This is a genomic window from Mixta theicola (assembly GCF_002895925.1).
Lineage (GTDB): Bacteria > Pseudomonadota > Gammaproteobacteria > Enterobacterales > Enterobacteriaceae > Mixta > Mixta theicola.
In genome coordinates, this window is the sequence record NZ_NWUO01000013.1 from 22,889 (window position 1) to 35,528 (window position 12,640).

15 protein-coding genes and 1 pseudogene are annotated in these 12,640 nt (G+C 51.9%); 5 read left to right on the top strand and 11 right to left on the bottom strand.

What is annotated here, in order from left to right:
• Positions 1–21 precede the first annotated feature (21 nt).
• Together dsrB and COO59_RS16060 are read right to left on the bottom strand one after the other, a co-directional pair.
• Positions 22–219 carry a protein DsrB gene (dsrB, locus tag COO59_RS16055; protein WP_103060842.1) on the bottom strand — a complete coding sequence of 66 codons (198 nt, stop codon included), beginning with the start codon at positions 217–219 and terminating at the stop codon, positions 22–24.
• 54 nt (positions 220–273) lie between these two features.
• Positions 274–432, bottom strand: a complete 159-nt coding sequence (locus COO59_RS16060) for a YqaE/Pmp3 family membrane protein (protein ID WP_103060770.1) — start codon at positions 430–432, stop codon at positions 274–276.
• 341 nt (positions 433–773) lie between these two features.
• Here COO59_RS16060 and COO59_RS20800 point away from each other — a divergent pair, with 341 nt between their 5' ends.
• The 3 genes from COO59_RS20800 (at position 774) to COO59_RS16070 (ending at position 3,433) form a co-directional block, all read left to right on the top strand.
• The gene (locus tag COO59_RS20800) at positions 774–992 is read left to right on the top strand and encodes a hypothetical protein (protein WP_133158613.1); all 219 of its coding nucleotides are present in this window, start codon (positions 774–776) and stop codon (positions 990–992) included.
• Between the two features lie 369 nt (positions 993–1,361).
• Positions 1,362–2,168, top strand: coding sequence for a mannosyl-3-phosphoglycerate phosphatase-related protein (locus tag COO59_RS16065; RefSeq protein WP_103060771.1), 807 nt, complete (start codon positions 1,362–1,364; stop codon positions 2,166–2,168).
• A gap of 44 nt (positions 2,169–2,212) precedes the next feature.
• The gene (locus tag COO59_RS16070; protein ID WP_103060772.1) at positions 2,213–3,433 is read left to right on the top strand and encodes a glycosyltransferase family protein; all 1,221 of its coding nucleotides are present in this window, start codon (positions 2,213–2,215) and stop codon (positions 3,431–3,433) included.
• A 74-nt stretch (positions 3,434–3,507) separates the two neighbouring features.
• Here COO59_RS16070 and COO59_RS16075 read toward each other — a convergent pair whose 3' ends face one another.
• The 6 genes from COO59_RS16075 to COO59_RS16095 all read right to left on the bottom strand — a co-directional run bounded on the left by COO59_RS16075 (position 3,508) and on the right by COO59_RS16095 (position 6,413).
• Positions 3,508–3,783, bottom strand: a complete 276-nt coding sequence (locus COO59_RS16075; RefSeq protein ID WP_133158614.1) for a hypothetical protein — start codon at positions 3,781–3,783, stop codon at positions 3,508–3,510.
• A 93-nt stretch (positions 3,784–3,876) separates the two neighbouring features.
• Positions 3,877–4,554 carry a LexA family protein gene (locus COO59_RS16080; protein ID WP_103060774.1) on the bottom strand — a complete coding sequence of 226 codons (678 nt, stop codon included), beginning with the start codon at positions 4,552–4,554 and terminating at the stop codon, positions 3,877–3,879.
• Between the two features lie 111 nt (positions 4,555–4,665).
• Entirely contained in the window at positions 4,666–4,845 is a 180-nt protein-coding gene (locus COO59_RS16085) for a YodC family protein (protein ID WP_103060775.1), read from the bottom strand.
• A 210-nt stretch (positions 4,846–5,055) separates the two neighbouring features.
• Positions 5,056–5,187 (bottom strand): hypothetical protein, encoded by a 132-nt coding sequence (locus COO59_RS21505; RefSeq protein ID WP_276308276.1) that lies wholly within the window; start codon positions 5,185–5,187, stop codon positions 5,056–5,058.
• Positions 5,188–5,226: 39 nt separating this feature from the next.
• On the bottom strand, positions 5,227–6,129 hold the full coding sequence (locus COO59_RS16090) for a DUF808 domain-containing protein (protein ID WP_103060776.1): 903 nt from the start codon (positions 6,127–6,129) through the stop codon (positions 5,227–5,229).
• 14 nt (positions 6,130–6,143) lie between these two features.
• Positions 6,144–6,413, bottom strand: coding sequence for a hypothetical protein (locus tag COO59_RS16095; RefSeq protein WP_103060777.1), 270 nt, complete (start codon positions 6,411–6,413; stop codon positions 6,144–6,146).
• A 558-nt stretch (positions 6,414–6,971) separates the two neighbouring features.
• On the opposite strand from COO59_RS16095, the gene COO59_RS16100 reads away from it, so the two are divergent.
• A complete protein-coding gene (locus COO59_RS16100; RefSeq protein ID WP_165786532.1) occupies positions 6,972–8,366 on the top strand; it encodes a methyl-accepting chemotaxis protein in 1,395 nt (464 codons plus the stop codon).
• 39 nt (positions 8,367–8,405) lie between these two features.
• On the opposite strand, the gene COO59_RS16105 is transcribed toward COO59_RS16100, so the two are convergent.
• Positions 8,406–8,888 carry a very short patch repair endonuclease gene (locus COO59_RS16105; RefSeq protein ID WP_103060779.1) on the bottom strand — a complete coding sequence of 161 codons (483 nt, stop codon included), beginning with the start codon at positions 8,886–8,888 and terminating at the stop codon, positions 8,406–8,408.
• Between the two features lie 197 nt (positions 8,889–9,085).
• Positions 9,086–10,497 (bottom strand): annotated as a pseudogene (locus tag COO59_RS16110) (DNA cytosine methyltransferase).
• Between the two features lie 241 nt (positions 10,498–10,738).
• Between COO59_RS16110 and COO59_RS16115 the strand changes: the two are divergent.
• Complete coding sequence (locus tag COO59_RS16115) at positions 10,739–12,325, top strand: methyl-accepting chemotaxis protein (RefSeq protein WP_103060780.1); 1,587 nt, start codon at positions 10,739–10,741, stop codon at positions 12,323–12,325.
• On the opposite strand, the gene COO59_RS16120 is transcribed toward COO59_RS16115, so the two are convergent.
• Positions 12,326–12,592 carry a hypothetical protein gene (locus COO59_RS16120; RefSeq protein ID WP_103060781.1) on the bottom strand — a complete coding sequence of 89 codons (267 nt, stop codon included), beginning with the start codon at positions 12,590–12,592 and terminating at the stop codon, positions 12,326–12,328.
• Positions 12,593–12,640: the final 48 nt, after the last annotated feature.

Below are 12,640 nucleotides of genomic sequence, written 5' to 3' on the forward strand. Positions count from 1 at the left end.
TCCAGAGAGGTGGGTTTTTATTTATTCGCTCTCCGTCTGCGGCTCGACGAACACGCCTTCGTCATGGTCGGTCTCATTAAAAAACCAGATACCCAGCGGATAATCTTCCAGCGCCACCAGATACATTGTGCCTTCATTAAAATCCTCTGCCGCCAGAATAGTGCCTGGCCGACGCGGGCCGCCATCGGTTTTTACCGTGACGCGATCGTTTACCTTCATCTTCATGCTCTCTTGCCTGGACCTTTACGTTAAAAGCGGAGCATAAACGGCAAATTAGCGACGCGCAATAATCCAGACCGCATGAATAATACCGGGAATATAACCCAGCAGCGTCAGCAGAATATTTAGCCAGAACGCGCCGCCAAAACCTACCTGTAAGAAGACTCCCAGCGGCGGTAATATAATGGCAATAATAATGCGTAATAAATCCATAATTTCTCCTGTTTTCTTCGCTTTTCCTGCGGTTAAGTGTAGCAGGCCTGTTATTTGTTGCCTGTAAGGCTAAGTAAACGCGAAGCCAGGGAACTTATTCCCGGCAGGATTTTCATTTTCTTAACGTTTCACTACGAGACTTCTGACAGTAGATTTATCTACACTGTTTTTACTGCGTCACCCCATAGGCGCAGCCAACCTAAAAGTAACAAGGATTTTGCCCGCGCAGCGCGGGCTTTTTTTTAAGTTATTTCCTGGTTATTCCAGCCTGCGAGCTTAATCCCCATTCCTTTCCGCCCTTCGCCTATACTTAGCTGGTCGCCCGATTGTCGGAGACCATCATGAACAATTACGATCACCGTAGCGCCGGAACAGCGAACAATGCCGCTTCCGCTTTATTCAGAAGCGATGCCCGGCTTTGCGATAAGATGGATGACGACAGCGAATGGGAACTGGCGCAACAGCAAAACGCGCCTGAGGGTAGCGGCTTTGGTCCGCAAGTGGTGCAATCGTTTGAATTTGATATTCATGACTGCTCGGTTAGCGAAGTTAATCGTTAAACGGCAAAAAAAATCCCGGCCTCGAAAGGCCGGGATGACAGAATCGTCAATGAAATTCGTTACACCAGGAAATTCCTTAACGCCTACAGATTACGTTAATTTTACCCTAAGACAAATCTTATTTAAGCATAAAGAGGCGCGCGTTTTATTCAATGCCCGCAGGTTATCACTTAAATATCGCCAGCTTATCTCCTTTTTTTTCCCATTGACGTCCAGTTTAATCTGCCAGCAATGCCTTATTTTACAGAATAATCTGAGAGAAGAGTTAACCCGCCTTTCACGCTAATCCCCCTCATAATTAACATCTGTCGTTATACTTAGGCATCAGCATTTATCGGAGCGGGCCTCCGTTATTATAAGGATCTGAGCATGCCGCATCTGCACGACCCGTTAATGATAGTAACCGACCTCGATGGTTCTCTGTTAGATCATCATACCTACAGCTGGCAGCCAGCAGAACGCTGGCTAACGCAGCTACGACAGCAGGATATTCCGCTGGTGTTTTGCACCAGTAAAACCTCCGCAGAGGTCATTCCGCTGCAGCAGCAGCTGGGTTTTCCCGGCACGCCTTTTATTGCGGAAAATGGCGCGCTGGTGCAGATCGATAATGCGCATGGCGAAATGGTGCGCCATCACGCCGGTAAAAACTATGCTGAAATTTGTGATTGCCTGCGCCGTCTGCAACAGCAATATCAGTTTCGTTTCACCGGCTTTGCTGATTTTACTGAAAAAGAGCTGACAAATATTACCGGCTTACCGCCGGCGAGCGTCGCGCTGGCGCGGATGCGCGAAGCGTCGGAAGCACTGGTCTGGAACGATACCGATGAACAGTTTGCGCTTTTCCGCCAGCAGCTGGAGCAGGAATCGCTGATGCTGGTGCAGGGCGGGCGTTTCTGGCATGTCATGCCGAAAGGCAGCGGCAAAGGCGAAGCGCTGCGTTGGCTGCTGCAAAATATGACCACGGCGGGAGGTAAACGCTTTATTACCATCGGACTCGGCGACGGCCCTAACGACGCGCCAATGCTGGACTGCGTTGATTATGCTGTCGTGATCAAGGGCTACAGCAAGTTTCCGCTTGAGCTGACGCGCCAGGATGAGCGTCACGTCTATCAAACGATGGAATATGGCCCAACTGGCTGGAGCGAAGGCCTTGATTATTTTATCTCGCAGGAATAACCCAATCGCGGCACTGTCGCCTGATTGCTTTATGGGGAGCAGATATGAGTGATTTTTTCCAGAACGGCGTTATTACGAATTTTCATAATCTGACCGGTCGCACCACCGAGTCGCTGGAAAAAGAGATGGTGCAGTTTGCGCGTAAACGCAAAATGGGCTTAATTCTGCCCTCACTGTTTTCTGAACTGGAAGGACCGGCCCTTAATCATATCGTCGATGAACTGGCGAAAGTGCCCTATCTGGAAGAGATTGTGATCGGCCTCGATCGCGCCGATCGCGATCAGTTTCTGTTTGCCCGCGACTTTTTCTCCCGTCTGCCCCAGCGCCATCGGATTTTATGGAACGACGGCCCGCGTCTGAAAGCGCTGGACGCCGAACTGGACAAAGAGGGGTTATCTCCCAGCGAGCCGGGTAAAGGACGTAACGTCTGGTTCTGTACCGGCTATACGCTGGCCTCCGATCGCACCAGCTGCGTGGCGCTGCACGATTGTGATATCGTCACCTATGAACGCGGGATGCTGGCGCGCCTGCTCTATCCGCTGGCCAATCCGACGTTTCAGTATGAGTTCTGTAAAGGTTTTTATGCGCGCGTGGCCAACAATAAGCTGAACGGGCGCGTGGGCCGTCTGCTGGTGGGGCCGCTGCTGCGCTCGTTGCAGCAGGTCTACGGACATTCTGACTATCTGGAGTATCTCAGCAGCTTCCGCTACCCGCTATCCGGCGAATTCGCCATGCGCACCCACGTGCTGAACAATATTAAAATTCCCGGCGACTGGGGGCTGGAGATTGGGGTGCTGTCAGAGATCTATCGCAACTACACCACCCGCCAGAGCTGCCAGGCGGAAATCGCTCATAATTATGATCACAAGCATCAGCCGCTCTCGGAAGAGGATGGAACCGGCGGCCTGCGCCGTATGAGTAACGACATCGTGCAATCGCTGCTGCGTAAGCTGGCGACGATGGGCGTGAGCCTGACCAGCGACTCTTTCCGGGTACTGAAAGCAACCTACTACCGTAACGCGCTCGATATGATGGAAATTTATAGCCATGAAGCGAGCATGAACGCACTGCATTTCGATCAGCACAGCGAAGAAGCCGCGGTTGAGATGTTTACTCAGGCCATCCTTGAGGCTGGCCAGGCCTTTACCGAACGCCCTAACGATAAACCGTTTATTCCCAGCTGGAGTCGCGTGCAGTCCGCCTTCCCTGATATTTTGCAGCGGATTTATCAGGCGGTAGAAGAGGATAACGAAGGTCACGTTTAACCCCGACGGCAGGTGCGGCAGCGCCCGCCCTGCTTCGCCAGATAACGCCTGCGGTCAACAGCGATAGCGGGCGTTTACTCTTTGGGAGGTTCTGACGGCGGCCTGGTTTCCAGCTGCCGTAATTTTTTCCACGCCTGACTAACGCCCCGCTGCGCCAGCTGGCTGGCATAGCGTTCAAAAATCTCGGTCCGCCGACGCTGCTCGTTACGGTTATCACGCCAGATCATTATCCCGCGCAGCATAGTAAAGACAATGCCAAGCAGATAGCCCCACTCCTGTAACGTCAGTTCGCTGATACAGCCTTTCACTACGCCCAACAACAACAGAATGCCGTTCATTATCATATCCATTCCTCTTCTCCCGACGATAAAAGGATAAAGATATAATGAACTAAAAGTACATTAATTACAAGAACCATTAGTACATATTGATAACGGGATCGCTTAAGCCAAATTCTCCCATTTGGCTTCAACCACCACGCCGATAATGCGGCAATCGTCGTGAATTTCCTGCATCTTATATTCGGGATTCAACGGCTTAAGGTATTTACGCCCGCCGTCTTCGATATAGCGCTTAAAGGTCGCCTCGTTAGCATTGATCAGGCGGGCAATCACCAGTTTTCCTGAAGTGGCGGGAATATCAGGGTCGACCAGAATCATCATCCCTTCCGGAATACTCAGGCCGACCGGCGAAGTCATCGAATCGCCCTTAACCTCCAGCCAAAAGCTATTTTCACTGACGTGACGCGTGGTGGCTGGCCAGCGATCGATTTCCGCACGCGACCAGGGCTCAACGGCCTCGCTCCACAGCCCGGCGCTAACCCAGCTGATCAGTGGATAGCTGTTGTAGCCAGGCGCCTGCGCGACCGCACGCACGTTGTTATCCAGCGTCGTGGTGCCCAGCTGCAGCCATTCGCGGCTGACCTCCAGATAGTCCGCCAGCGCCTGAATTTTACCGTCGCGCGGCAGCGCTTCACCGTTTAGCCATTTGCCCACGGCGCGCGGCGTTACCGCCAGCGCCCGCGCCAGCGCGACGCCGCGACCGTGCGCCTCCAGGCCTTTACGATTGCAGGCTTCAATAAGCCTTGCGGAAAAAGCGAGACGAAGAGTTTCTTCTGACATGGTTCACCTGGTTCATCATTAGCGCAACATTACGCCAAAAAAGAGAAATAATGAACCAAATGTACAAAAACGTATCCCGCCAGTCAAGTCCGGCGGGACAGAAGGAAGGGGTTAGCTGACAAGCTGGCGAGCGACATTAACCGGGAAGAGTTCATCTTCACGGAATGCTTCACGTTTTACGCCATAACCATCATACCAGCGACATTCCACCATCCCGCTGGCGATGCCGGTGACGATCATCGTTTGACCATCCTCTTTATGCTTCACTTCATCACTGACGCTGATAAACATAATGCGGCCTCCTTAATTTGGTAAAAAAGCACCCATTATGTATAGCAGGCACTTCCAGAAAATTCCTGCATGCCAGTCAAAAAACGGACCTTAGCCCACGGAAGCCAGCGAAATATAAGGATAATAAACAAAGCGCGTAAAAGTTAAACCGGCGTTTAACCCAGACGCGGGCGCTCGCTATCAGGATGAATCGCGCAGCGCCGCTGATGATTAAATTTTGCAGCCTTCGCAATCGGCTTCATCATTCAGCTCAGTCGGCACTTCGCTGGCTTTCTTTTCAGCGTTGGCCTGCGCCTCTTCCAGCTGTGCATCAATGTCAAATTCAAACATATCGTCGTTCATGGCGTGCTCCCGTTAGTCAATTTCGCCGCTCTTTATACATTAAGCGCGCAGCTTCGCAATCAGATTTACCGCTAACAGCACGATCGACCCAATAATGAAGCCGATAACCAGATTAGCGCCGTTTTCCAGCAGCGTAGTAATAATGCCGTGGAAACCTTCGCTGAAGTGAGTAATCGCATGGTGCAGCAGCGGAATTCCGTGCACCACAATGCCGCCGCCCACCAAAAACATCGCCAGCGTGCCAACCACAGAAAGTATCTTCATCAGCCAGGGGGCCAGCGCCAGCAGCATTTTACCCACCGCCTGCGCCACCGCCGATGACTTATCGCGTAGCCAGTAGCCCAGATCGTCCAGCTTAACGATGGCAGCCACGATGCCATACACGCCGATGGTCACCAGAATGGCGATACCGGCTAAAATCAGTACCTGATTTAACAGCGGCGCTTCGGAAACGATCCCCAAGGTGATCGCCACGATTTCCGCCGAGAGAATAAAGTCGGTGCGCACCGCACCCTTGATTTTCTTTTTCTCATAGCCTGCGGGGTCCTGCTCCACCAGCTTTTTCAGCCGCGCCTGACGCGCCTGCGGCGTTTCGGCATGCTTATCATGGTGCAGGCTGTGCATGACCTTTTCCACGCCTTCATAACAGAGATAGGCGCCGCCGATCATTAACAGCGGGATGATCGCCCAGGGAGCAAATGCGCTGATAATCAACGCCAGCGGCACCAGGATCAGCTTGTTGAGGAACGAGCCTTTCGCTACGCCCCACACCACCGGTATTTCCCGGTTCGCCTTGACGCCGGTAACCTGCTGCGCGTTTAGCGACAAATCGTCACCCAGTACGCCAGCCGTTTTCTTTGCCGCTACTTTCCCCATGACCGAGATGTCATCCAGTAAGGTAGCAATATCATCAAGCAGTGCCAGTAAGCTACTTCCAGCCAAGTTAGGTTCCTTTTTTACAGTTCATCATGTTGACAACAGGGACAAGCCTGCATTTCACTGACCGCCATATCGGCAATGCCTTCGCAGTCCCATTCAACGCGTAACGCTCCATCACCGGCGCGATGATGCAAATACTTGCTGACCGGGCTTTCAGTCATACCGGTAATCTCTTCCGTGGCGATCAGGGTTTCTCCAACGTAAACCCGCGCCGTTGCGCGCGTGTTGACCATACGCTCTTCCTGCAGCTTATAGAGTCGCCGTACCGTAAGTTTAACACTGGACATGTCGTCCTCCCGGACCGATTGGGCTAAAACAGCGATCTAACCAATTATGGCCTGATTTGGCAAACTTTGCGCCAGTTCACGTTAGCGCGTGATAATCGTTGATTAAAGTGCCGGCCCGCTTGCGGTGACAAGGGCAGATCGCCCTCTTGTGATGCCAGGGGTGGGTGACTAACCGTTAAGACGGTCAGCCAACATTAATAACGGCAATTCATGGAATTCCTTTTCTGTTTTAGATTCAGTTAACAATACAATTAACCTTAGAAAAAATAAATTTCCGTCGGAAAGTTACGAAATTTCCTTCAACATGAATTTATATTTTTAGTTTTTTCTGCTGAGACCGATTTTTATAGTAATAAAAAAATCACAGGAAGGATTTTTATGAAGAACATCAGGGTAGTTACCGCCACCAATAGTTTGATATTACTTATATTTATTATTATTTCTTTTTTCATCGCTTACGTTATTAATATTGCAGTGAACTCTGAAAACAACTTCCAGCAATCGAACACATCCAGCCATAAGTCCTTAGTTTTAAATGATATAAGATATGACATCGCGATGACGCGTGCTGATATAAATACCCTGGATGCGGATATAGCGCTTAAGAAACCATTAACGCAGCGCTATGTTGATTCCGCCAGAGAACGGCTGAAAGAAATAGCGCATGATGTGGAAATTCTGGCTACTTATAAGGAAGATAAGGATCTGGGTTATATTATTAAACTAACTAATGAGTTGATTGATATTTATAATTTTTCGCTGCAGCAGCTTACGGAGGGTAAGAACGCGACCAGCTCAACCTCAGATATTCTGAATGATATGAACCAGCATCTTGACAAAATTTTGTACCATGAGGATACGCAAAATAAACAATATGCCAGCCTGGCGCATGATTACAAAACTAATCTGTTAATGTTTTCAGCCGCCGTTTTCATTTTGATTGTGATGATCTCCTTCGTGACCTATCGCTGGGTAAAAAACAACCTCATCCATAAGCTGCATCAGTCAACGCTAATATTTGCTGAAATCAGCAAGGGCAATTTACTGGTTCCCGTGCCTGCCGAGGGGAAAAATGAATTTGGTTTGCTCTTCGCTGAAATGAATAAAATGAAAAATTCACTGATTGGCATGATCTCATCGGTGCAACGTTCCGCGATGCATATCCAACAAAACACCAATAATATCGCGACAGGCAATAATGACCTGTCATCACGCACCGAGACACAGGCGTCTTCTTTACAACAAACCGCAGCCAGTATGGAAGAGATCAAAATTACCGTTGCCCAAAATGCGGAAACGGCCAATCGGGCCAGCCAGCTAGCGACGCGAGCCAGCCTGATTTCCCATAATGCCGCCGATATTATGGCCAATGTCATTTCCACCATGGATAACATTGAACATAGCGCTAAACGTATCGCCTTTATCAATAATGTGATTAATGACATCGCCGATCAGACCAATATTCTGGCCCTGAATGCGGCGGTTGAAGCGGCTCGCGCAGGTGAGCAAGGACGTGGCTTTGCCGTTGTGGCGGCAGAGGTGCGTAATCTGGCGAAGCGCAGCTCAGATGCGGCGAAGGAGATTAACGATTTGATCGCCGAGTCAGTAAAAAATGTCAATCAGGGCACCAATCGGGTCTCCGAGGCCGGGAATACCATGCAAGAGCTGGTCTCTTCAATTGGTCAGGTAAATGAGATTATGCAGGGAATCACCCTCGCCTCTTCTGAACAAAGTACGGGCGTTAGCCAAATAGCGCAGGCGCTTAACGATATTGACAATGTGACGCAGAAAAACGCGACGCTGGTAGAAGAATCAACCAACATTACGCAGGATCTCAGCCTTCAGGCCGTACAGCTGACGGAGGCGATCAACGTCTTTAAGCTGGAGCGAGATGATACTCCCCTGCCGCTTCTGCTGCAGAACCGCAACGCAGCATCCCTGAACTTTCTGTAAATTTTTCTCCTTATGTTGCCCCACTTTGCCGGGGCAACATTATTCTGGCGCCAGCATCAGCGGATGCATTCCCTGATGATCGATCGCGGCATTACTGTCGCTGGCAAGAATCCACTCTTCAAGGCGACTCACTATCGCCTCGTCATCCAGCTTTAACTTTCCGCGCAGCGCGCATTCCCATACGACCAACACCTTCCACTGCTGTTGCGTTAACTGCGCAATATGACGGCGGTCACGCTCAACGTTGCTGCCTATTTTCCCCATCCAGAAAGCGGTGCGGGTGGCGGGCACCTTGAACAGATAGCAGTGATGGTGATGCCAAAAGCAGCCATGCACAAAAATAATCGCCCGTGATTCATCCAGAACAAAATCGGGCCGGCCCGCCAAATTTTTGTCCTGCACGCGGAAATGAAAACCGCGATCGGTCAGCAGCTCGCCCAGACGCTGTTCAATAGCGGTATCTCGGGTGCGGATTGCGCGCATATTCTTGCTGCGTACGGCAGCCGAATGCACATCAGCCATAATGTTCTCCTTTTGCTCTGTTAACAGTGTATGTGCCGATAACGAAAACCGGCAAACGTCCTGCCGGCTTTAATAATTTACCGGCCGACAGCCGGATAAACGGGCAGTCTGCTGCTGTTGCGCATTATTATCGGGAGATATTATGACTTACCTGCTTTGCCGCACCGAACCAGAAGCCAGGCGCGGGGAAGCGCAGATTACCGCCGTTTACTGACCGCTTCCGTAATCCACGGCTGCAGCAGTTTTGCCACCGCAGCGAATACCGGCACGATAACCGAGTTGCCGAACTGACGATAAGCCTGGGTATCTGATACCGGAATACGAAATTTTTTCCGCCGGGCGTTTCGAAACCCATCAGCCGGGCGCATTCACGCGGCGTCAGACGCCGTGGGCGACGCTGCTGATTAGCCGGATTATCAAAATCCTTTTCGCCAAGCGTGCGATCCCAGCCGCGATCGATCAAAATTTCCGAGCCGTCTTTGTAATAGCGCGCCGAAAGCGTACGTACCACGCCCTGCGTGCTGGCAGGATCGAACAGGCCGAAGCCAAAGCCGTTGCCTTTTGCCTGATGTTTGCGCGCGTAGTTATAGAGGTATTTCCATAGCGTCGGCGTCAGAATATATTTCTCGTCAACCTGCGGCTCCAGCAGCTCCGCCAGCGTGCGCCGCTGCTGCGGCCAGAAACGGGAAATATCGCGCAGGGTAAAGCCCGGCTTTAACCCCAGCTCACGGCGGAAACCCACCAGCACGATGCGTTCGCGGTGCTGCGGCAGAAAATGCTGACCGTCGATAATTTTCGGGTCCGGCCCCGGCGGCGCATCTGCATCCGCGACCTCATAGCCCAGCTCATCCAGCGTCTGCATAATAATGCGAAAGGTTTTGCCCTGGTCGTGGCTTTTCAGGTTCTTCACGTTTTCCAGCACGAAAATTGCCGGCTTTTTGGCGGCGATAATACGTGCGACGTCGAAAAACAGCGTGCCCTGCGCTTCACAGGCAAAACCGTGCGCCCGTCCCAGGGCGTTTTTCTTTGATACGCCCGCCAGCGAGAACGGCTGGCACGGAAAGCCCGCCAGCAGTACATCATGATCGGGGATCTGTTGATTGATATGCCCCCACGCCGTTTGCTCATCAATATCGGCACGCTGGCTTAACGTGACGTCACGAATATCCTGATTGAAACGATGCTGCTCATCGCAGTACCAGTTGGCTTTATAAGTACGCACCGCATGTTTATTCCACTCGCTGGTAAATACGCACTGCCCGCCGATAGCTTCAAAACCGCTGCGTATTCCGCCAATACCGGCAAAAAGATCGATAAAACGAAAAGCGTAGTTGGGATGCTGCGTCGGCGGCGCGGGCAGCATCTGCTGTAACAGAGCCGCTTCTGCTGCGGTAAGCGAGCGCTGGCTTCCCTTGCCTGCCAGCCAGCGGCTGAGCGATTCGCGCGTCCATTCATGCTGGTTGAGCTGACGCAAACAGGCCGCTACGGTTTTTCGATCGTAAACGGCCAGCACCTGCTGCAGTAGCTGGCTATCCTCTATCCGTTTCTGCTGTTCATCGGCCTGCGCCTGCTGAGCCAGCTGAAGCGCTACTTCGTCAAATTCGCTCATAACTTTGCTGTTTTGGGAAAAAGTGACGCAAGTGTAACATCTGTTTGTCCCGACGCTCCATTGATTAGCGCAGCTGCTTTTTAACCGCCGTTAACGGCATTGGTGAAAGCTAACGCAGCCCTATTCACCGCGGATTTGTCTTAATACCAGCAGAACTACCGAAACTGCATCAGCCGCTGTCGCTGTCACAAAACTGACATCAGCCGCGCCAATACTCCTTTTTATTTTTATGGAAAGGATTATGTCACTACTCTCGGAGCTTCCGCCGCGCCTGTTGCGCCCTCTGCGTTTTCGCCTGCCGCAATTTTTATTCAGACTCAGCACTATTTTCTGGCTTTTTCTGGCGCTGTTTTGCCTGCTGCAGTGCGCCAGCGTGCTGATATTGACCCGCTCCGTCAGTCATACCCATACCACGGTCGAAACCGCGCAGCTGCTGCATCAACGACAGGCGCTACTGGAAAATGCCCGCGTTGCGCTGCTGACCGCCAGCGATAACAGCCATCGCGCCGGAATTTGGTTTATGCAGGATAAAGAGAGCGGCTCGGTGGATAGCTGGAAGCCGCTGGCCGCCAGCGCCGCAGACGCGCTAACCCAGGCGCAGACCGCCTTTACCCGTTATGGCGCCCCGGCTAACAGTGCGCTGGCGCAAAGTTTTAATCAGCTGGTGGGCGGGCTGCAGGAACAGTTAAAAAGCCTGAGCGACAACAGTATTGACGGTTTTTTTATGGTACCGATGGAGGCTTTTCAACAGCAGTTTAACGAAGCGTGGCACGCCACCTTAGCCCAGTCCGATCGGCAGGCCAGCGCAACCAATCAGGCCACGCTGCATTCGCTAACCGAAAGCCGCGATCTGCTGCTGTTCTTCTCTCTGCTGCTGCTGGCGATGCTGGTGATTGCCGGAGGACTGCTGCTGCGCGGCGTTCTGCAACCGCTGACTCAGGCCACTATTGCGCTAAAGCATATTGCGACAGGCAATCTGACGCAGCCTTTATCAAAATCCGGGCGGCAGTCGCAGGAGATGCAGCGTCTGTGGCAGGCCATGCGGCAAATGCAGCAGGGCTTGCAGCATATCGTCAGCGAAATCAACGGGATTGCCGATGCGGTTATGCACAGCGCTGAAGGAATTGTACAGCACAGCGATATGCTGAATCACAGCAGCCACCAGCAGAACAGCGCTTTCGCCCATATTTCTGCCCGTCTGTCACGTATGGCGGAAGAGGTAGAAAGCAGCAGCCGCTTTACCCAGCACGCCACCCGCCAGGTGCAACATACCGATACGCTGACGCAGCGCTGCGGCGAAGTGGTCAGCCAGGTAGATACGCACATGCGTGATATTGTACTGGCCTCAGGTGAGATTTCAGGCATCGTCAGCCTGCTGGAAGGATTATCGCTTCAGACACGCATGCTGGCGCTTAACGCCGCCATTGAGTCAGCCCATGCGGGCGTCTATGGCCGCGGTTTTTCCATCGTAGCCAAAGAGATTGGCCAGCTGTCCAGTCAGAGCAGTCATTCAACGCGCGAAATCGATCGGCGGATTCAACATACGCATCAGCATATTTCAACCGGCTCTGAGCGCGTGCAGGCGCTGGAAGCGCTCTACGATCAGATTCGTAAAGAGGTGTCCGGGGTCGTGGTACTGCTGGCGGAGCTGGAACAGAACGCGACGGCGCAAAGCGAACGCGTAGGTAAGATTGCAGCGGAGATTTCAAGAATGGCGCAGCAGGTAGAACAAAATGAGGCGCTGTCACAGCAAAGCGCCAGCGCCTCTCAAATTCTGATCCAACAGGCGCAGCGCCTTTCTCAAAGCGTGCGCCAGTTCAGCCTGTAGCTATTTCTTCTTTTTACTTTTTTTCAGCAGCGTGCGGATTTGTTTCAACTCGCTGCTGGTTAGCTGTAGCGCCTCATCTTCTTCCTGGTCTTCTGTTTCCTGGGTATGCTGGTTATCCACTACCGGATGCGGCTGGGTAGTTAAGCTGGCCTGTAAACGCTGGCTAACTTCCTGGCTCAGCGACAGCTGATTTTCCAGCGCCAGCGTTTTTAATGCTTCCTTTAAGTTCGGATCAATTTTAATCGTTAAGCTAACCGTGTCAGTCATACCATTTCTCCTGATTGTTTGGGTCAACGTAGCTTAACGGCAGGAAAT